The 20,617-nt window shown below is 46.4% G+C and carries 22 protein-coding genes; 7 read left to right on the forward strand and 15 right to left on the reverse strand.

What is annotated here, in order from left to right; translation table 11 throughout:
- The first annotated feature begins 27 nt into the window (after nucleotides 1-27).
- From uxuA to MHB43_RS18110, 4 genes are all read left to right on the forward strand, one after another.
- A complete protein-coding gene (uxuA, locus tag MHB43_RS18095; RefSeq protein ID WP_036673719.1) occupies nucleotides 28-1,095 on the forward strand; it encodes a mannonate dehydratase in 1,068 nt (355 codons plus the stop codon).
- Complete coding sequence (locus tag MHB43_RS18100) at nucleotides 1,092-1,955, forward strand: SDR family oxidoreductase (RefSeq protein WP_124115137.1); 864 nt, start codon at nucleotides 1,092-1,094, stop codon at nucleotides 1,953-1,955. Before uxuA ends, MHB43_RS18100 begins: the two co-directional genes overlap by 4 nt.
- Before the next feature lie 170 nt (nucleotides 1,956-2,125).
- Nucleotides 2,126-2,854 (forward strand): DUF421 domain-containing protein, encoded by a 729-nt coding sequence (locus MHB43_RS18105; protein WP_339176969.1) that lies wholly within the window; start codon nucleotides 2,126-2,128, stop codon nucleotides 2,852-2,854.
- A gap of 26 nt (nucleotides 2,855-2,880) precedes the next feature.
- Entirely contained in the window at nucleotides 2,881-3,252 is a 372-nt protein-coding gene (locus tag MHB43_RS18110) for a DUF4363 family protein (protein ID WP_237174956.1), read from the forward strand.
- Nucleotides 3,253-3,366: 114 nt separating this feature from the next.
- Here the strand turns inward: MHB43_RS18110 and MHB43_RS18115 are convergent, their stop codons facing one another.
- The 6 genes from MHB43_RS18115 to rpmG form a co-directional block, all read right to left on the reverse strand.
- On the reverse strand, nucleotides 3,367-4,068 hold the full coding sequence (locus tag MHB43_RS18115; protein ID WP_405132446.1) for a M50 family metallopeptidase: 702 nt from the start codon (nucleotides 4,066-4,068) through the stop codon (nucleotides 3,367-3,369).
- 59 nt (nucleotides 4,069-4,127) lie between these two features.
- Nucleotides 4,128-4,595, reverse strand: coding sequence for a hypothetical protein (locus tag MHB43_RS18120; protein WP_339176971.1), 468 nt, complete (start codon nucleotides 4,593-4,595; stop codon nucleotides 4,128-4,130).
- A gap of 163 nt (nucleotides 4,596-4,758) precedes the next feature.
- A complete protein-coding gene (locus MHB43_RS18125) occupies nucleotides 4,759-5,886 on the reverse strand; it encodes a metal ABC transporter substrate-binding protein (RefSeq protein ID WP_339176972.1) in 1,128 nt (375 codons plus the stop codon).
- Entirely contained in the window at nucleotides 5,873-6,766 is an 894-nt protein-coding gene (locus MHB43_RS18130) for a metal ABC transporter permease (protein ID WP_339176973.1), read from the reverse strand. The genes MHB43_RS18125 and MHB43_RS18130 overlap by 14 nt, the downstream gene beginning before the upstream one ends.
- Entirely contained in the window at nucleotides 6,712-7,419 is a 708-nt protein-coding gene (locus tag MHB43_RS18135; protein WP_339176974.1) for a metal ABC transporter ATP-binding protein, read from the reverse strand. Before MHB43_RS18135 ends, MHB43_RS18130 begins: the two co-directional genes overlap by 55 nt.
- A 50-nt stretch (nucleotides 7,420-7,469) precedes the next feature.
- Nucleotides 7,470-7,619 (reverse strand): 50S ribosomal protein L33, encoded by a 150-nt coding sequence (rpmG, locus tag MHB43_RS18140; protein ID WP_339176975.1) that lies wholly within the window; start codon nucleotides 7,617-7,619, stop codon nucleotides 7,470-7,472.
- 235 nt (nucleotides 7,620-7,854) lie between these two features.
- Here rpmG and MHB43_RS18145 point away from each other — a divergent pair, with 235 nt between their 5' ends.
- Together MHB43_RS18145 and MHB43_RS18150 are read left to right on the forward strand one after the other, a co-directional pair.
- Entirely contained in the window at nucleotides 7,855-8,889 is a 1,035-nt protein-coding gene (locus MHB43_RS18145; protein ID WP_339176977.1) for a permease, read from the forward strand.
- Nucleotides 8,890-8,972: 83 nt separating this feature from the next.
- Nucleotides 8,973-9,956 (forward strand): TIGR03943 family putative permease subunit, encoded by a 984-nt coding sequence (locus MHB43_RS18150; protein ID WP_405117671.1) that lies wholly within the window; start codon nucleotides 8,973-8,975, stop codon nucleotides 9,954-9,956.
- Nucleotides 9,957-10,080: 124 nt separating this feature from the next.
- On the opposite strand, the gene MHB43_RS18155 is transcribed toward MHB43_RS18150, so the two are convergent.
- The 6 genes from MHB43_RS18155 to MHB43_RS18180 form a co-directional block, all read right to left on the reverse strand.
- Nucleotides 10,081-11,382 (reverse strand): pyrimidine-nucleoside phosphorylase, encoded by a 1,302-nt coding sequence (locus MHB43_RS18155; protein ID WP_036613808.1) that lies wholly within the window; start codon nucleotides 11,380-11,382, stop codon nucleotides 10,081-10,083.
- Between the two features lie 233 nt (nucleotides 11,383-11,615).
- Nucleotides 11,616-12,323: a purine-nucleoside phosphorylase gene (gene deoD, locus MHB43_RS18160; RefSeq protein ID WP_017688193.1), complete on the reverse strand. Its 708-nt coding sequence runs from the start codon at nucleotides 12,321-12,323 to the stop codon at nucleotides 11,616-11,618.
- A 136-nt stretch (nucleotides 12,324-12,459) separates the two neighbouring features.
- Nucleotides 12,460-13,638, reverse strand: a complete 1,179-nt coding sequence (deoB, locus tag MHB43_RS18165; RefSeq protein WP_405117672.1) for a phosphopentomutase — start codon at nucleotides 13,636-13,638, stop codon at nucleotides 12,460-12,462.
- Between the two features lie 30 nt (nucleotides 13,639-13,668).
- Nucleotides 13,669-14,856, reverse strand: a complete 1,188-nt coding sequence (locus MHB43_RS18170) for a NupC/NupG family nucleoside CNT transporter (protein WP_036613804.1) — start codon at nucleotides 14,854-14,856, stop codon at nucleotides 13,669-13,671.
- A gap of 226 nt (nucleotides 14,857-15,082) precedes the next feature.
- The gene (gene deoC / locus MHB43_RS18175) at nucleotides 15,083-15,733 is read right to left on the reverse strand and encodes a deoxyribose-phosphate aldolase (protein ID WP_076215422.1); all 651 of its coding nucleotides are present in this window, start codon (nucleotides 15,731-15,733) and stop codon (nucleotides 15,083-15,085) included.
- Between the two features lie 225 nt (nucleotides 15,734-15,958).
- Nucleotides 15,959-16,897, reverse strand: coding sequence for a sugar-binding transcriptional regulator (locus tag MHB43_RS18180; RefSeq protein ID WP_062836066.1), 939 nt, complete (start codon nucleotides 16,895-16,897; stop codon nucleotides 15,959-15,961).
- A gap of 236 nt (nucleotides 16,898-17,133) precedes the next feature.
- Here MHB43_RS18180 and MHB43_RS18185 point away from each other — a divergent pair, with 236 nt between their 5' ends.
- Nucleotides 17,134-17,760, forward strand: a complete 627-nt coding sequence (locus MHB43_RS18185; RefSeq protein WP_339176981.1) for an FMN-dependent NADH-azoreductase — start codon at nucleotides 17,134-17,136, stop codon at nucleotides 17,758-17,760.
- Between the two features lie 111 nt (nucleotides 17,761-17,871).
- Here MHB43_RS18185 and MHB43_RS18190 read toward each other — a convergent pair whose 3' ends face one another.
- The 3 genes from MHB43_RS18190 to MHB43_RS18200 form a co-directional block, all read right to left on the reverse strand.
- Nucleotides 17,872-18,222 (reverse strand): hypothetical protein, encoded by a 351-nt coding sequence (locus MHB43_RS18190; protein ID WP_405117673.1) that lies wholly within the window; start codon nucleotides 18,220-18,222, stop codon nucleotides 17,872-17,874.
- Between the two features lie 131 nt (nucleotides 18,223-18,353).
- Complete coding sequence (locus MHB43_RS18195; RefSeq protein WP_339176984.1) at nucleotides 18,354-19,016, reverse strand: class II aldolase/adducin family protein; 663 nt, start codon at nucleotides 19,014-19,016, stop codon at nucleotides 18,354-18,356.
- 70 nt (nucleotides 19,017-19,086) lie between these two features.
- Complete coding sequence (locus tag MHB43_RS18200) at nucleotides 19,087-20,577, reverse strand: rhamnulokinase family protein (RefSeq protein WP_221821521.1); 1,491 nt, start codon at nucleotides 20,575-20,577, stop codon at nucleotides 19,087-19,089.
- Nucleotides 20,578-20,617: the final 40 nt, after the last annotated feature.

The following is a 20,617-nucleotide window of genomic DNA, read 5'->3' on the forward strand; positions in this document are numbered from 1 at the left end:
CCTACTATTCATGATGAGGTGAACGTGATGAGAATGGTTTTTCGCTGGTTCGGCGAAGGCAATGATACGGTAACGCTGGATCATATCCGGCAGATTCCGGGTGTTGAAGGTATTGTGTGGGCACTGCACGATGTTCCTGCTGGCGAGGAATGGCCAATGGACAAAATACTCGCTGTCAAAACAGCAGCGGACAAGGCCGGGTTACATCTGGATGTCGTTGAGAGTGTGAACATCCATGAGGATATCAAGTTGGGCCTGCCATCAAGGGATAAATACATTGCGAACTATATTAAAACAATGGAGAAACTGGCTCAAGTTGGTGTGAAGGTCATCTGTTACAACTTTATGCCAATCTTCGACTGGCTTCGCACGGATATGCACAAGGAAATGGAGGATGGCTCAACTGCCCTCTTCTATGAGCACAGTAAACTCGCAGATATAGAACCTCTAGAACTCGTTCGACGCATTACGGAAAACTCCGCACTCACCATGCCAGGTTGGGAACCGGAACGATTGCAGTATCTAACAGGTCTGTTCGAAGCCTACAAGGATGTAACCGAGGATCATATGTGGGAGCACGCACGTTATTTCCTGCAAGAGATTATGCCTACAGCCGAACGGCTGGGGATTCGAATGGCCATCCATCCGGATGACCCGCCATGGCCAATCTTTGGATTACCAAAGATTATTACAAGTCAGGAGAATGTTCGGAAATATTTGAATCTTTATGACAGCCCTTACAACAGCGTGACACTATGCAGTGGCTCTTTGGGAGCGAATGCTGATAATGACATCATCGGGATGATACACGAGTTCAAGGATCGGATTCCATTTGCCCACATTCGTAATGTCAAAATCTACGATAATGGCGACTTTATCGAGACCTCACATCGCAGTCAGGATGGCAGTGTTGATATTGCAGGGGTTGTTGAGGCTTATCACGATATCGGTTATGAAGGGTATGCAAGACCCGACCACGGTCGCCATCTCTGGGGAGAACAGTGCCGACCTGGTTATGGACTCTATGACCGGGCTTTGGGGATCATGTATCTCTGGGGCGTCTGGGATTCCCTGCAAAGGAGGGCAAAAGCATGAGTGAACACCAATATGAACGCTCATCTCGTCTCAATGGCAGAACAGCTGTAATCACCGGAGGTGCTGGAGTACTGTGCCGCTCCATGGCGGAAGAACTCGCTCGACACGGCGCAAGTGTAGCTATCCTGAACCGCACTGTGTCCAAGGGGCAGGAAGTTGTAGCTGCGATTGAAGCTGCAGGTGGCAGAGCGATTGCTATTGCCTGTGACGTAACCCAGGCCGATAGTGTGCAAGCAGCGGCAGATGCGGTGCTGGAACAGCTCGGACCATGTGATATTCTGATCAATGGCGCAGGTGGCAATAACGCCAGTGCCAACACCACGAATGAAATTTTCAGATTGGAAGATCTGGAAAAGAGCGATGTAACTACATTTTTCGATGTAAGTGTAGAGGGATTTCGTCAAGTGATGGATCTGAATTTTGTCGGTTCTCTCATCCCCACTCAGATCTTTGCAAAACATATGATAGAGCGCGATGTTCCCGCTACTGTCATAAACATTTCTTCCATGAGCGCCCCATCGCCCATGACCAAAGTTCCAGCGTATAGTGCTGCCAAGGCAGCGATTAACAACTTCACGCAGTGGCTCGCCGTGCATCTGGCTGAATCCGGTATTCGTGTCAACGCCATTGCACCCGGGTTCTTCCTGACAGAACAGAACCGTAATCTATTGCTGCAACCAGATGGTTCTCCTACCGAACGTTCGAGTAAAATCATTGCCCATACTCCTATGCGCCGCTTTGGCAAACCGGAAGACCTGCTTGGCACATTGATGTGGCTTGCGGATGAAAGACAATCCGGCTTTGTCACTGGCACAGTCATTCCGGTAGATGGCGGATTTATGGCCTATTCTGGTGTATAACGATTAACGTGTAAATAATCAGTTCAACTAATATAGAGAATTTATAGAAACCGAAACTTGGGATACTTACCCAGGTTTCGGTTTTTTGCGTTCAAGCATAAGATCATCCAGTGTAGGAAAAGCTTGTTATAGTAACTATGCGAAGTGAAGTAAAGGAAGGTGATACATACATGATGGAAGAAACATGGGTTGTTGCCGTACGCTCTATTATTGCCTTTCTGACTCTGATCATCTACACAAGGGTGCTGGGCAAACAACAGATGGGTAACTTGACGTATTTTGATTATATTAACGGCATCACAATTGGTTCCATTGCAGGGACTTTTGCAACCGATCTCTCATCGAAAGCGTGGATTCATTTTGTGGCCTTGACCATTTTCACAATCATTACGATCATCTTTCAGTATATTACACTTAAAAATCGCACCATCTCCAAATTAATGGACTCTGATCCCACATTGATCATCCAGAACGGTAAAATTCTCGAACAGAACCTGAGTAAAATGCGAGTCAAAATTGACGAATTGACCATGATGCTGCGGCAAAAGGATGTATTTGATATCACAACGCTGGATTATGCCATTCTGGAACCGGACGGCAGCCTTTCAGTTGTATTGAAACCTGAGAATCAACCGGTAACCGCCAAAGACATGCATATGCACCCGCCCAAGAGCAAGCTAATGACCGAGATTATCATTGATGGCCTGCTGATTAAGCAAAATCTGGAGGAAAGAAACAAAGATATCAACTGGCTCAGCGAGCAGCTCAAGAAACAAAAGATCACGATACAGGATATTGCTTTTGCCGCCATATTGCCCAATGACAAATTGTATGTAGATCTGTTCAAGGATAACATCACTGAAAAAATAGATATGGGCGATTATGAGGGGCCTTTCTAAACTCTTCACATCAAGGAGGCGGTTGAATGAAAACGCGTTTCTGGCTGCTATATGTGCTTCCGATCTTCCTCATTCTTGTGTTCGTTGCAATTATGGCTAGCGGATCCTTTCTCAAAAAGCCCTTTGGCACCGATGATCGCTTGCTTGAATCTATACAAACGTTAGAGCAACAGGTTAAGGGTAATCAATGGACTGAAGCCAAGTCTCAAGTTAATTACGCAATGAAGGCCTGGGATAAAATCGTCAACCGCATTCAGTTCAGTGTGGAGCGTGAAACGATATATGATATTCTGGGCACCCTTGCTCGGATCAAGGGCGGCGTTGCGGCAGAGGATGATAAGGCGATTATGGAAGAGATTTATTACTTTTATGTCCTATGGGATAATCTTGGAGATTAGGTTCAATATCTTTAATATCAGACTCTAATATCAGATGTAAGTTCAATAACACAAGGCACTATCCTTTTATGAAGAAAGGAAGTGCCTTCTTTGCTTTATATAACTTACTATCCGTTACGCTCTTCGTAATCCCCGAGACCGTGACGGTCGCGAAGTGCCTTCTTTGCGGAAAAAGAGACTGAGTGCTCCCTTGGCACACCACAGTGCAAACAAAGCGAACAAAGTGCCCCAGAATAGCGCCGGAAGGAACGTCTGCTGAGCAAGATTCGCTGCATCCCCTGCCCGTGAAGGCTGAGTCCAGGACATTAATCCAACGTATACGGCACCAACGACCGACTCTTCCAGCGTAAGAAACGCCAGTAACAGATAATAGAACTTCACGATCTTGGCACCAAAAATCATAATGACAACGTTCAGTACGATAAACCCGGTCAGCCATAACATGCCAAACTCCCCTCTTACATATAACAGGAGCGACACCAGAGCGACAGCTGTCATAATACCGAGTCCCCACATGTGCAAGCCTTTGCGGTATAAGTAGAACAACAGCCAGGCGAACAGTGATGCACTGATATATCCCGCCAGAGAAACCAGGATCGATCTGCCTGGCGTCAGCATGGAAGAGTAAGTTACACCACTATGATCAGCGTACAATTCAATGCGCAGCACTTTACCGGACAATACCAGTGTCATTAGTGCATGACCGAATTCGTGAATCATCGTATCCAGGTTACGGAACAAGGACGAGAATGGGATGAATCGTGTAAGAAAGACGGAGCCTAGTAGAAAAAGTATCGTTTTGACCCACTTATTCAATCGTGTCATACCTCCTTCTCCTTTAAGTAAACAAGTCTATCTTCTATACTACGCTTTTTTCACTCGATTCGTTTCGGCTTCCAAAACTGTAGAGCACAGTGCTCCATCCACCAGCAGAAGCTCCGATTGTGTCCAATGAAAAAAGAAGATAGATCATAGCGGCCCTTTTCAGCCTCTAGCGTAACGAGCAGTCGATTCCGCATCCGACGGAGCGCGTAGTTCACGAATTGATCCGCAACTTCACTTTGCACAAGGGTAACATACGCATAGAGGGAATGATCGACAGGTTCATCAAGCGGACTCACCCCTGCACATGAAAATTCAGTCTTCACGCCCGCATTCCGAAGTATGGACAATGCGTTCACGAGCTCGGCATCCACTTCAACGCCATTCCATATCTCCGTTATCTTCGCAGATACTGTATGTTTGTCACGCTCCGTCCAGTTCATCAGCTCCAGCTTGCGCCGTCTCCACAGATGGGCTGGCTGTTCACTTAACAGCACTTCATGTTCTTCATATGAATTCATCTACTGCTTCCTCCTGTTCTCCTCAATCGGGTCACCTTAAACGAAGCAGAGAGCACATCACTGTGCTCTCTGCTTCGCAAAAAGGCAAAGGAATGGCACTCCATTCCTCAGCATGTTGTATTATTGTACCTTTTTCGGTGACAGGCATCAAATTGGTCTTTTATTATTCGTTCAGCGCCAGTTTCAGTGCCTCCAGATTCTGTCTCATCACACTGATGTAGTCCATTCCCGCCGCAATTTCTTCCTCGGTAAGTCCCTCAATCGGGTTCAATACAGCTGTCTTGGCCCCCACTTCACTTGCAATCGTCTCAGACACTTTGGATGAAACCAGTGTTTCGAAGAAAATCGTCTTCACCTGATGCTCTTTTGCAAAATCAATGACAGATGCCATCTGCGCTGCCGAAGGTTCCTGCTCAGGAGACAATCCTGCGATAGGCACCTGTTGCAATCCGTATTCCTGTGCCAGATAACCAAATGCAGCGTGTTGTGTGATGAAATCCTTGCGTTTACTTTCCGTCACAGCCGCCTTGAAGTCCTGATCCAGTGACTCCAGTTGAGCAACATAGGCATCTGCATTCTGCTTGAACTGTTCAGCGTGTTCCGGGGCAGCCTGCGCCAAACCTGCTTCAATATTGCGCACTTCTTTTACAGCCAATGCAGGTGACAGCCATACGTGGGGATCCAGTCCCCCGTGATCGTGATCATGTCCTGCTTCTGCCTCGGCGTCATGATCGTTGACGTGTTCTTCTGTAGTCACTTCATCTGCATGATCGTGGTCGTGATCATGTTCTTCTGTAGTCGCTTCATTCGCATGGTCATGATCGTGTTCATGTTCTGTTGCCTCTGAATCTTCATGATGGTGATCATGCTCTCCACCTTCAAGCAGGTTGATGCCCTTGCTTGCTTCCACCTGAATGAGTGAAGTGTTACTCAGACTTCCGGTGACCTGATCAATCCATGATTCCATACCCGCACCGTTGTATACAAGCACATCCGCTTTCTCAATACTGGCAATGTCCTGTGGTGTTGGCTCCCAATCATGAGGCTCCAAACCCGCTGGAACGAGCGTATGTACATCCGCTAGGTCGCCTGCTACATTTTTAGTGAATTCATACATGGGGTAGAAACTAACCTGCACGTCTAATTTTGCTACTTCATTCTCTGTGGAGACCGTATTAGAAGCACCCGTAGAACTTGTATTTGCATCAGAAGCGGATTTTTGTCCGCAGCCTGCGACGATAAGTGTAAGACTAAACAACAATCCGAGCGTAGCTTTTTTACTGAGTTTCATGTGATGTATTCCTCCTAGAATGGTTGACCAGAATGACGTGCTGTGATTTCGTTTCTTTGCGATGGCGCTTGCGGTTATATCGTGCAATCAGCTTTTGCGCTGATATTCCAGTCAATAGGATGACCAACAGGATGAGTGCAATTGTTCCTCCCGGTGGTGTATTTAGATGGTAAGATGCGGTGAGTCCGCTAAAAATACCGATTAAACCTGTAATTATCGCAACAATAATGGCTGTTGTAAAACTGCGAGACACTCTTAGTGCCAAGGCAGCGGGCAATACAATGAGAGCAGACACTAGTAGCACACCGACGATCGGCATGGCTGATGCTACAGTCATTCCTATCAGAATGGCAAATGCAAACGATAAACCTTTTACCTGGACGCCTCCAATGGAAGCAGTCTCTTCATCAAACGTAAAGTTATACAACGGTCTCCGGAGCAGGATGAAAAAAAGTAAACCCATGACACACACACCTGCCATCATCCACAACTGTATATCGCTAACCGCGACAATAGATCCAAATAAGTATGAGCTGAAGGTCTTGGACAGATTGGTTTTGAGACTCATCAACACTACAGCAAGAGCCAGCCCCGAAGTCATGATGATCGCCACAGGTACCTCGCTGTAGGTTCGGTAACTTCGCCGCAGTTGTTCAACCAGTAATGCACCGATAATGGCAACGGCAAATCCGCAGACCACCGGGTTAAGATTCATGACCGAACCGAGCGCCACCCCTGCGAGTGAGACATGGGATAACGTGTCTGCCATTAGGACCTGCCGCCTGAGCATCAGATAAACCCCAAGAATTGGAGCCATGACTCCAATCAGTCCACCTGCCCAGAAGGCACGTTGCATGAATTCGTACTCAAACACTTCCATTCCTCACTTTCTTGCCGTTCCAGAGTAATGGTTCGGTCCAATCGATCTCCCATCTCTTCCAGTCCATGAGTAACCATAATAATCGTTATCCCATGAGCATCAACATAGTGGCGCATCAGATTGTAAAATCCTTCACGGCTGTGGCGGTCCATTCCCGTTGTTGGCTCATCCAGTACCAGAACCTGCGGTTGCCCAGCCATAGCTCTTGCAATACAGATCCGCTGCTTCTGTCCGCCAGACAGCTCACCCACGCGTGTATTCCGATATTCCCACATGCCAACTTCACGCAGACTGCGTTCAACGATGGCATCCTGCTCTGCTGTGAATCTGCGGAATAATCCCAGCCTGGTGTAACACCCGGACCGGACCAGTTCGTTCACCGTACTGGGAAATCCACTATTAAACGATGCCACCTGCTGGGGCACATAACCGATATTGGACTTGGTCCCACGTTTCAACTGCGGATTCATATGTATCGTGCCGCTCCAGGGCTTCAATAGCCCTAGCAGCAGCTTTAACAGGGTCGTTTTGGCAGAACCGTTGGGACCTGCGATGCCTATGAACTCTCCCACATGAATATCCAGCGACAGTTGATCAATGATCGGCTCTTTGCCATATCCAAATACAACATCACGCATGGAGGATAATATCATGCCTTTCCCTCTTTTCGTAAATATTACTATTTAAAAATAACAAAAAAATTTTATCTGGTTTCCCGGTGGATCGTCATTTTCTTCAAGCGCGGGGAGTACTTCTTCATCTCAATTCTCTCTGGATGGTTACGTTTGTTCTTGGTTGTTGTATAGTTGCGGTCCCCGCACTCGGTGCAGGCTAAAGTTACAATGACTCTCATGGTTGTTGCCTCCTCTTATTTAATCGTAATTATTACTATTTAATGATATTAGTCTATAGCTTTTCTTTTGTCAACTCCACGCCGGAAAATGAACATTCAAGTTCACGCCAGTTCTACATATGGATGAAAAATCTTGATTAATCGTAAAAATGTTGATTAGAACATAGGAATGATGTATGTTGCTGCACGTACAAGCATATATTTTAGCAAAGTCCTAGTTGTGGAGGTCTGTTTCATGAAAATGGCAGCCAATTTGAAGCTCCTGTCCTTCCTGATCCCTTGTGCATTTCTTGTTCCCGTGTTGATCACAATGGCTCCAGACCTGAAGGAAGCATGGAACAGTGAAGCTTTGCAAAATATGAAAACCGTATTCATAGGTATTTTCCTTGAAGCCGCACCTTTTCTGCTCATGGGTGTACTATTGTCCTCACTCATGCAGTGGTTCGTATCCGAAGAAATGGTCCGCAAACTCACACCCAAGAATCCGATCGGCGGTGTGCTGGTTGCAGGACTACTCGGTATTATTTTTCCCATCTGCGAATGTGGCATGATCCCGGTAGTGAGAAGGTTGATGCACAAAGGCATGCCTTCCTATATCGCAGTGACATTCATCTTGAGTGGTCCCGTAGTCAATCCCATCGTATTTACCGCAACCTTGCTCGCCTTTCCCTCCCATCCTGAGATTACCATTGCCCGAATGGGACTGGCCTTTGCTGTAGCAGCTTCCATAGGCATGCTTGTGTATGTGTTCGTTCGTCGAAATCCCCTTCGGATGCCAAAAGTCGCAGTGACAGAGGTTAAGACGCATCCTGGTTTTAAAATGGCGCAACCTCACGCGCACGCAAATGCACATGATCATAACCATGTAAAAAACTGGCGCAACTTCTTCATTCATGCCGGAGATGAATTTGTCGATATGAGCAAATATCTGGTGATCGGTGCCTTGATTACAGCCTGCATCCAGACATTCATTAGCCGCAGCGATCTGATCTCACTTGGCAATGGTCCTGTCGCCTCCTATGTGTTTATGATGGGATTTGCTTATGTATTGTCTCTCTGCTCCACTTCAGATGCTTTTGTGGCTTCTGCGTTCTCACATACGTTTGCACTGGGGCCGCTGGTATCCTTCCTTGTGCTTGGTCCAATGCTGGATTTCAAAAGCACCCTGATGCTGCTCTCAACCTTCCGTACCCGGTTTGTTATTGGTCTAAGTCTAGCCATTATTACGCTCGTCTTCGCCGGCTCGTGGTTGATTAACCTGCTGGTATAAAGGTTGAGCAACATACTTCATGACCTGAATGGTTAATCCCATGAACTTTCATACTGACTATGAATAGAGATGAGGTGATGATTATGAACCACAATGTCTACATGATGACCAAGCCTCCTGTTCCAAGGTCACACGTCATCCAATGGCATAACCTGATCCGTGCAGGCTGGATCGGCGGGGTGGCAGTGTACATTATTCACTTGAATTCAAGTGATTCGCTTCATTATTATCTGGCGCCTACCATGCAAAAACTGCTGTTATGCTGCCCTGTTCCCTTAATGTTTATTGCAGTTATCATGGCCTGGCATGGACTGTTCGGCAGAAACGAGGTTCATTGCGACTGTGAACATCCACCTCCTTCCGGTTTCCTACGCAGCTCGTTGGTATATGGTCTGATTGCTATCCCCTTGTTGCTGGGGTTTCTGTTACCTGATCGGGCGCTCGGCAGCTCCATGGCTAGCCAGAAAGGCATGTCTCTCACCTATGCCCCTCCCGAGATTCGCCGGAAAGAGCCTTTACCTGATCCGGCAACGCAATTGAATGTACAAGATCTTACACAACAATCAACGACCGTTCAGCCTGCATCGGCTACCAAAGTACAATTCATTCCCCCAGACGAGTATAGCCGCGAATTCGCTGAACTGGCAGAGAAGTTGTATGCAGAACAGGTCATCCGAGTCTATCCTGAGATCTTCTCTGAAACACTCGGCACGATCGACATGTTCCAGCGACAATTTGCAGGCAAAGATATCTCCTTAACCGGATTCGTTTATCGGGACAAAAGTATGGATCATGAATCACATTTTGCACTGGGACGATTTCTCGTCATGTGTTGCCCGGCTGATGCTGCTCCCTTCGGCGTGATGATTCACATCCCAGAAGCGGATAGCTTCCCTACAGACAGCTGGGTGCAAATTGATGGCAGCATAGGCTCTGCACAGGTTAACGGTAAGGATACGATTGAGATTCGGGCCACAAAGGTGACACCTGTATCCGAGCCATCCACGCCTTATATTTATACCAATGCGGACTCGGTGATGGCGTATGAGAAAATAAAGAGCCCGTAGTTGCTCGTAGTAGTAGTAACTACCGGCACCTCAGCGACAAAAGCCCCAAAGCGATGGATTACATCGTTTTGGGGCTTTCATGTTCAGTCAGACATGAGATTACATCTCGTCTGCTCTGATTGTATTATTCCGTTACGATATCATGAACCAATACAGGAGCATCGGCATGATCCGCAATTGTAATGTTTTCTTTGATCTTCGCGATGACGTCTGCTACGTCTTCACGATTGGCATGAATCGTTACGAGGGACTCACCAGCTTTGACTGGGTCACCGACTTTTTTGTTCAACATCAGACCAACCGCGAGATCGATCTCGGACTCTTTTGTTGCACGGCCTGCGCCAAGCAGCATTGCTGCAGTTCCGATTTCGTCAGCGACGATTCCTGCAACATAGCCGTCTTTGTCTGCTGGGACTTCAACCAGATATTGTGCTTGTGGCAAACGATCTGGATGATCTACAACCGAAGCGTCTCCGCCTTGGTTTGCCAGGAAATCTTTGAATTTCTCCAGGGCTTTACCGTTCTGGATCACTTCTTTCAATTTCTCCTCAGCGTGCTCCAAGGAATCTGCCTTACCAGCAAGGAATACCATTTGACGTCCAAGAGCCAGACACAGTTCTTCCAGATCTTTTGGACCTTTACCTTGCAGGGTGAGGATGGCTTCTTTCACTTCAAGCGCGTTACCAATCGCCAGACCCAGTGGTTGGGACATATCGGAGATAACAGCCATCGTTTTACGGCCAACATTGTTACCGATGCTTACCATGGCATGTGCCAATTCTTTAGCATCTTCCGTTGTTTTCATGAATGCACCAGCACCCGTTTTAACATCCAATACGATTGCATCAGCACCTGCTGCAATTTTCTTGCTCATGATGGAGCTGGCGATCAGTGGAATGGAGTTAACGGTAGCTGTTACGTCACGCAGGGCATAGAGCTTTTTGTCTGCAGGCGTCAAGTTACCACTTTGTCCGATAACTGCAACCTTATGTTCGTTTACGAGACGAATGAACTCTTCTTTTTCAAGCTCTACGTGGAAACCAGCAACGGATTCCAGCTTGTCTGTTGTACCACCCGTGTGACCAAGTCCACGTCCGGACATTTTGGCAACAGGAACATCCAGCGCAGCAACAAGCGGAGCAAGTACCAGTGTTGTTGTATCGCCCACTCCTCCTGTGGAGTGCTTGTCTACTTTGATGCCTTCGATAGCGGACAGGTCGATCGTTTCACCGGAATTCACCATCGACATCGTCAGATCAGCGCGTTCCTTGTCTGTCATATCTTTGAAAAATACTGCCATCGCCCAAGCGCTGACTTGATAGTCCGGGATCTCTCCTTGTGTGTATCCTTGAACCACAAAATCAATCTCAGCTGTTGTCAGTTCTTTTCCGTCGCGTTTCTTAGCAATAATGTCTACCATTCTCATGATGATCTCTCCTCGGGTAAATGATTTGTATAGAACACTTTGTACTGGGACCGTTCCGGCTCCGGATCGTTCCTCCGATCGCTGTTGTCTCCAAGTTTTTTTGATCCATTTTGCAATGGGGAAAACTCGGAGACAAAGGCGAACGCTAACGCTTCTTCAGAATCGATTCCGGGTCCTTCACTCCGTGCTTAAAACAAAAGTTTCGATTAAAATCAAATGATTATGAATAACAATTACAGTGTGATTGCTGTGTCCAGGGCAACTACCATCATGTCATTGAACGTTTTTTGACGTTCTTCGGCAGATGTTTCTTCGCCTGTCAGCAAGTGGTCACTTACCGTCAGGATGGTCAGTGCGTTAACACCAAACTTGGCAGCGATGGTGTACAGTGCTGTTGTTTCCATCTCTACGCCGAGTACGCCGTGTTTCATCAACTTCTCGGTAACGGAACGGTCATCGCGGTAGAAAGAATCGGAGCTGAACACGTTACCGACATGAATCTTCATACCTTTAGCTGTTGCACGGTCATATGCTTCTTTCAGCAGGGAGAACGTAGCGATTGGTGAGAAGTCATATCCACCAAACACGTGTTTGTTCATGCTGGAATCTGTACATGCTGCTTGTGCAAGGATGACATCACGTACACGTACATGCTCCTGCATACCGCCACAAGTACCCACACGAATCAGGTTTTTTACGCCATATTCGCTGATCAATTCGTTAGCATAGATTGCGAAGGACGGAATACCCATTCCTGAACCTTGCACCGAAATCCGGTGTCCTTGATATGTACCTGTGTAACCGAGCATTCCACGAACTTCGTTGTAACATACAACATCTTCAAGGTACGTATCTGCGATATATTTAGCGCGCAAAGGGTCTCCTGGCAAAAGGATCGTTTCTGCGATATCTCCGGGTTTTGCTCCAATATGTGTACTCATGAATGAATCTCCTCCAGTTATATGTTTATCTCTATTACGATGAAAGGAACCGGAGCAGCCTCAACTACTCCGACATCCCTAATCCATTTTTGAAAGAAAACTTAAATCCCTAAAGTTTCGGTTACCTAAAATTAACTTATTTCAAATCCTTCAGGAAGCTGGTACCATATTCCGGCATTTTCACTCCAAAGTTCTCAGCTACGGTTGCGCCAAGGTCAGCAAATGTGCTGCGCAGATCAAGCTTTTTGCCCTCGCTGAAGCGCGGTGAGTAGGCAAGAAGTGGTACATATTCACGTGTATGGTCTGTACCTCGGTATGTTGGATCGTTACCATGGTCAGCTGTAATCAGCAGCAGATCATCATTGGTCATTTTGCCAAAAATCTCTGGCAGCCGTGCATCATAGTCTTCAAGTGCCTGAGCATAACCTTGTGGATCACGACGATGACCGTACAGGGCATCAAAATCAACCAGGTTCAGGAAGCTCAGTCCAGTGAACTCTTCATCCATCGTTTCGGACAACTTGTCCATGCCATCCATGTTAGAGACGGTACGAACAGCCTTGGTTACACCTTCGCCGTCATAGATATCTGCGATTTTACCCAAAGCAATCACATCAAATCCACCATCTTGCAGTTCATTCATAACCGTACGACCAAAAGGTTTGAGTGCATAGTCATGACGATTCGCAGTACGTTTCCAGTTACCCGCTTCACCTACAAATGGTCGTGCAATAATGCGGCCGAGCATGTACGGATCTTCAAGTGTAATTTCACGGCAGAACTCACAGATCTCATATAGTTCTTTCAGTGGAACAACGTCTTCATGTGCTGCAATTTGCAGAACCGAATCCGCGGATGTGTACACGATGAGCGCGCCAGTTTCAACATGCTCTGCACCCAGCTCATCCAGAATTTCCGTGCCGCTGGCCGGTTTGTTACCAATTACTTTGCGGCCCGTTTTCTCTTCAATGCGCTGAATCAACTCATCGGGAAAACCATTCTCGAACACACGGAAAGGGGTATCAATGTAAAGACCCATCAGCTCCCAGTGACCTGTCATTGTGTCTTTGCCTCTGGATGCTTCCTGCATCTTGGTGTAATACGCTTTAGGTGCTTCCGCTACAGGGACACCCTCGATTTCTTTGATGTTGGACAGTCCGAGACTAGCCATATGAGGCATTTTCAGACCTCCGCGTTCACGTGCAATGTGACCGAAGGTATCGACATCAAAATCATCAAATTCTGCTGCATCCGGCGCTTCGCCGATCCCTACAGAATCCATAACAATCAGATGTACTCTTTTGAATGTTGACATAACTTAAGCACTCCTTCCAAATAATCCAGCTTACAAGAACAGTCCAGTAATGATCGCTGACAGCACGCTGACAAGCGAAGCACCGTAAAGCAGTTTCAGACCGAAGCGGGCGACCACATTACCTTGCTTCTCATGGAGTCCCTTCACCGCACCAGCAATGATACCGATGGAGGAGAAGTTGGCGAACGACACGAGGAAGACAGATACGATACCCGTTGTTCTGGCAGACATTGCAGTTTCCTTCAAATTAAGCATAGCTACGAATTCGTTGGATACCATTTTGGTTGCCATAATACTTCCTGCCTGAATCGCTTCTTTCCATGGAACACCCATGATGAAGGCAAATGGTGCAAACACATAACCAAGTAGCTCTTGGAACGAAATGCCAAGCACCGCGCTGAAAATTCCGTTAACAAGTGCAATCAAGGCAACAAAACCGATTAACATCGCAGCTACGATGATAGCAACTTTGAATCCATCCAGGATGTATTCGCCAAGCATTTCGAAGAAGGACTGTTTTTCCTCTTCCTGTACTTCCAATATATCTTCTTCCTCTGTAACCTCATAAGGATTCACAATCGAAGCAATGATAAAACCGCCAAACAGGTTCAGTACAAGAGCTGTAACCACATATTTCGGCTCGATCATGGTCATATAAGCACCAACAATCGACATCGATACCGTGGACATCGCCGAAGCACACAAGGTGTACAGCCGATGTTTTGGCAACAACCCAATTTGTTTTTTCACAGAAATGAACACTTCAGATTGCCCCAATACAGCCGAAGCAACCGCGTTATATGATTCCAGTCTGCCCATTCCGTTGATTTTGCTTAATACCAGACCAATATATTTTATAACAAAAGGCAAGATTCGGATATACTGCAATATACCGATAAGGGCGGAGATGACAACAATCGGCATCAATACGCTGAGGAAGAACGGTGCCCCCCCGCTTTCGGCACCTACGGTAGTCAAACCCCCAAATACAAATGCGATACCTTCATTCGCATAGTCGAGTAAACTTTTAAATACGGTCGCGAAACCGCCAATTAAAAAAGTACCCACTCCTGTATTCAACAGAGCATAAGCTAGTATAACTTGCAAAACAATCATGATAGCCAGCGGCCGGTAACGAATCTGCTTTTTGCCGTTGCTTGCGATATAAGCCAGTCCAAAAACAACGAGTAAGCCGATAATGGCAATTAGAAATTTCATTTGATTTCTCCTTTGAAGGTAGTTAAGCCGGATGTGAAAATTCAGCTCAAAGGGTTCTTAAGCATTTTTATCAGTAATCTTTCAGAAAACTTATGAAGCGCTTACAATAAGTTCCGTTAATTAAAATATAAGTGTAAGTTGTATTCCCTGTACCTGAGTCGAACGCCCAAGTACAGAGAATATAACATTACTTTTATTTATTAAGCTTTTTCTAAGATGCTTTTGCTTAATAAGAAGATGTAGACTGACCACCTTGCATAATCTTAACGCCAGAACTTGCACCGATCCGAGTAGCACCCGCTTCGATCATTTTCTGCATATCTTCCAGGCTACGTACGCCACCGGAAGCTTTAACGCCAACATCAGGACCTACCGTACGACGCATCAAAGCGATATCTTCTGGCGTTGCTCCACCTGTGGAGAAACCTGTAGAAGTTTTAACAAAATCAGCTCCAGCTCGCACAGCTGCCTGACAAGCACGTACTTTCTCTTCATCCGTCAACAGACAAGTTTCAATAATAACTTTCACCAAAGCTTTACCCGCAGCCGCTTCAACAACAGCACGAATATCTTGTTCAACGAAATCATCTTTGCCATCTTTCAAAGCACTGATGTTGATGACCATATCGACTTCAGTTGCACCTTTAGCAATCGCATCTTTCGTTTCGAAAGCTTTTGTCTCCGATGTAGATGCTCCCAGAGGGAAACCAATAACGGTGCAGATATCTACGCCAGAACCCTGCAACTGCTCAGCAGCATAAGCAACCCAGCCTGGGTTAACACATACGGAAGCAAACTGATATTGCTTTGCTTCTTCGGTTAACTTGGCCATTTCACTTTGCGTTGCGTCCGCACGAAGCAACGTATGGTCGATCATTTTAGCTAATTGTGGTGTAGTCAATTGAATCTCTCCCTTATCTGAACTAGTTATTTTCTATACCCTTACACTAACATGAACATATGTAAAAATCAACTTGAACTTTTGTTCACAGTTACACTTACATTTCTTCTTCGTTATATTTTCTTCCTAAAAAAGCAAAACATCCGCCCTTTTTACGTGGCAGATGTTGTCATCCATATCCATTTGAAATTAAATTTGAAATTAAAATCGAAGTAATGCCTGCGCTGTGTACTGGTCCGTGACCAGAATATTTGCGTAATGACCTTTGAGCGCGGCGTGAATGGCTTCAATTTTGCGTTGTCCCCCGGCAACAAGAATTGATTTTTCCTTATTTCTCAACTCTGCTAGATCAATTCCAACGGTTCTGCTGTTAATCTCTTCACTGATCAACTGACCTTCCGCGTCGAAAAAGCGTGAACATATGTCACCTGCACCGGAGTTCATCAGCAATTGTTGCTCTTCTTCATTAAAGTAACCGAGCCTGAACAATAATGCATCTTCCTTCACAGTACCCACGGTAAACAAAGCAATGTTGGCCTGTCTGCCAAGTTCCACGATTCTGCCGATATGTCGATCCGCTTCCACCATGTTTTTCACTTCAATGTTGTCGAAAATAACAGGCAGCGGCAAATACCTTGGTACCGTATGGAATGCCTCAGCGAACAAATGAACAATCTCAGCGGCATACGTATTGACATGGGAGTGGCTTACGCCCCCCTTCAATTGCACGACTTCGACACCTTTAACCTGTTTGGGACGAAGTTGGCGTGCTACAGCATGCATGGTTGTTCCCCAAGTCACCCCGATGATATCTGCATCCTGAACCGTCTCTTGAAGGTAGTCTGCTGCTCGTTTGCTGATATGCTTCTGTATTTCCTCATCACTCTTCAACGGGGCAAAACACACAAGTGCCGTATCCAGATCATATTTCGACTTAAGTTCTCCGGCAATGATGTCGATATCCTCCAGCGGGTCCATAATTTCAATCCGGACGTATCCACGATCTTTGGCGTACTGAAGTAACCTTGACACCGTTGGACGCGACACGCCCAACCTTGCGGCAATATCCTGCTGGCTATAATCGGACTGATAATACAATTTCGCTGCTTCAATGCTTAATCGTTGCTTCTCCAGGTCCATTCCCATGTGCGCTCATCTCACTCATCCTATTGTCTTTGGAAAATAAATACTCGTCCTATATATTATACATGGATTGAGTATCTGGTCACCATAAAGCATCCAGTTCAGTATCATGATCGATCCATTCATATCCCTTTCTGACGTATAAAACGGGGGAAACGATGCATACTACTGCGGTCGCTTCATCATTGCCAAGATTGCTTCACCCCATTAATCGCACAGAGAGGAAGAACTACATGTCTACCTTATTGTATATTACTGCCCATCCTCACGATCATGAAACCTCTTTCAGCATGGCTACAGGCAAAGCATTTATTGACGCGTATCGTGAAAATCACCCGTCTGATGAGGTTGTTCACCTCGATCTGTATCGTTCGGATATTCCGCATATCGATGCGGATGTCTTCAGTGGATGGGGAAAACTGCAATCGGGTAGTGACCTGACTGCCGAAGAGCAGACCAAAGTAAGTCGTTTGAATGAACTGTCGGATCAATTTGCCGCAGCAGATAAATATGTTTTTGTAACTCCGATGTGGAACTTCTCGTTCCCTCCTATTCTGAAGGCTTATGTGGACTCGATCTGCGTAGCTGGCAAAACATTTCGTTATACCGAACAAGGTCCTGTCGGACTGTTGTCTGACAAAAAAGCGTTGCATATTCAGGCTCGCGGTGGCATTTATTCCGAAGGTCCGGCTGCCCAGATGGAATCCGGTCATCGTTACTTAAGCATTATCATGTCTTTCCTCGGCGTGCCGAAGCTTGATGGCATTTTTGTCGAGGGGCACAATCAATATAAAGATCGTGCGGATGAGATCAAGCAACAAGCTATCGAGCAAGCAACTACTTTTGCAAAACAGTTTTAGAGAGGTAGTTCAAAAAGTAGAATAACAATCAAAACATAAACAAAACCCGCGTGCCACCTAGGGGATAATCCCAGGAAACACGCGGGTTTCAATGTATAATCAACCTAGAGCTTATTGATGTCCAGCGCTGGCACGGCTCATGGTTTCAAGTTTACGTGTGATCGCATGACGGCCTACTTTCAATCCCCAGATCATTTCAATAATCTGCTCTTTCTCCTCAGGACTGTCGGCATGCTTCAATTGCATTAACAGATCATGCATTTGTTCATTAATGCCTTCAAATTGAATCCATAAATCCTGTCTTACCTCTTTGGAATCCAGATGATGATTCGCATCGACTTCTTCCTTCAATGCTTGCAGAATAGCATCTTTCCATTCGTCATCACCTAGCTGTTTCGCAATGTTCAGGAGATCCAGATAATCGTCAACAAGAAGTGAGTTCAATTCAGCATGTGTTTTCATCGTTTATTGCATCCCCTTTTCGTCTATTTACCAAGTATTATACTCGGTATTTCAGGTTATGCAATAGTTGTCGAGAAAAATAGTGGATTGTTCAGTTTCATGTCATGTTTTGACGAATGGATAATCTCCGTTTAAGACTTGAGTTGTTGCAATAATTGCACACGGTAGGCTTCACTTTCAAGCGATTGAATTTCCTTATATTCTTCAGCAGTTAACACTTTGGGTTCTCCCGCTGCCTTGGCGATCATATATACTTTCGCGCTTTCTTCCACCACCTGGGTGCGGTAATAGGCTTCGCGGAGGTTTTTACCGGTCGTAACCAATCCGTGATTGACAAGAATGAGTGCCGTATGTTCGTCTACCTTTGCTGAGACTGCATCGGCAAGTAGTTTCGTCGTTGGCAGAACGTATGGAACAAATCCGATATCGCCCACCAAGGCGGACTGATCAGGGAACAAGTGTGGCAATTCATCGAAAACAAGACTAAGTGCGATCGTATATGCCGGATGCGTATGCACAATGGCTTGGATATCAGGATTCACACGATAACTATACAGATGCATTAATACTTCGGAAGACGGACGTGTTGATCCCGCACGAGTCTCTCCTGTCTCGATATCAATGGCGATCCATTCGTCCGGTTCCAGATCTTCAAGTGCATATCCGCTCGGAGACAACAACATCGTTCCCCCAGAGCGTGCGCTCAGATTCCCACCGGGTCCGACCACGAGCCCTTGGGCAACTGCTCTACGTGCATACTTCGTCAACTCTTCCCTTATTTGCTGTTCAGACATATTCCTAACCACTCCTCTTACTTTTCTTTTTAGCATTTTGCGTCAATGCTCATTGCATTGAATCTATTTATTACCTTTTGATTTGATTCAGACTTTGGTAGTTTTCATAAGCTTCCTGCCACAGCTCTGTATCCTCAGGCTCATAGGTCTCGGGGGAAAAGGAAGCAGCCATGACCTCCCGTACCTCGGCCAAGCTACTCACTTCTCCATGCGCAAGGAATTGCAGCATGCAATTCCCGGCTGAAGTCGCCTCTGCCGGGCCTGCCACCACCGGGACACCGGCTGCATTGGCTGTAAACTGGCACAATAGGCGATTATGTACACCACCACCAACCATATGAATGACACGAGGTCTTGCACCTGTAACCAACTGCAGTTCATCCAGCGTCTGCCTGAATTCCAGTGCAAGACTTTCCAGAATGCAGCGCACAATCGCTCCAGTCGTTTCGGGGACAGTCTGTCCGGTGAGACTGCATTGTTGGCGTATGCGTTCAGCCATATTCCCTGGCGCCAAATACACGCCATCTCCCGGCGATACATAACTTTGATGCGGCGTTGCCAAGGTAGCTAGCTGAATCAGTTCTTCATGTGTAAAAAGTTGATTCTCCCGCTCCCATTGCCGTTTGCATTCTTGTAGCAGCCACAGGCCTGAACGATTTTTCAGGGTGCGTACTTTCTCACGTACCGTCCCTTCATTGGTGAATCCTAATGCACGACTTCGGTCATCCAATACAGGTGTATCACGCTCCACCCCCATAAGTGACCAGGTACCACAGCTGATAAAAGCAAAATCCGAATCCATCGCAGGAATCGCTGCCAAGGCAGATGCCGTATCGTGTGAGCCCACAGAGACTACCTGCATCGGTCCAGTCCGTAACTCGGCGCACAACTCATTTGTTAAATTGCCCAGCACGGTACACGGTTGAACGAGCTTTGGAAATAATGTTTCCGGTATACCGAGACGCCCGATCAGATGGTAATTCCAACGCGCCTCGCCTGCATGCAACAGCCCACTGGTACTTGCAATCGTATACTCACAAGCCTGCTGACCGGATAGATAATAGTGAAATAAATCCGGCATAAATAACATGCGCACATCCGGACGCAAACCTTCGGCCTGCTCTCGTACACTGCCTAGCAGTTGAAAAACTGTATTGATCTGCTGCGGCAAAACGCCGGACATGGCATACAGTTCTTCTTCTTTCACCTTGTGCAGAACTTCTTCCATCCACTGTGCATTGCGTGCTTCCCGATAGTGACGAGGGTTCGAGCACAACCTTCCCGCACCATCCACCAGTCCATAGTCCACTCCCCACGTATCCACAGCTATAGAACGGACCGATGGAGAGATGCCTTGCGTCCCTTTCACAATGCCTTGTTTTAATTCATGAAAAAGTCGTAAGAAATCCCAATACAATCCGTCCCCCAGCTGAACGGGTTCATTGTTGAATCGATGCACTTCTTGTAACGAGAGTCTGTTTCCATCAAAAGAACCCCGGACTACGCGTCCACTACCGGCGCCGTAATCGGCAGCAAGCACATGTGTTGCTTGATTGCCCATTCTTTCAAGCCTCCTTAACTCTACGCGATAAGCCGTATTC

It is taken from the genome of Paenibacillus sp. FSL H8-0317, from assembly GCF_045040685.1.
In the GTDB taxonomy this organism is placed as follows: domain Bacteria; phylum Bacillota; class Bacilli; order Paenibacillales; family Paenibacillaceae; genus Paenibacillus.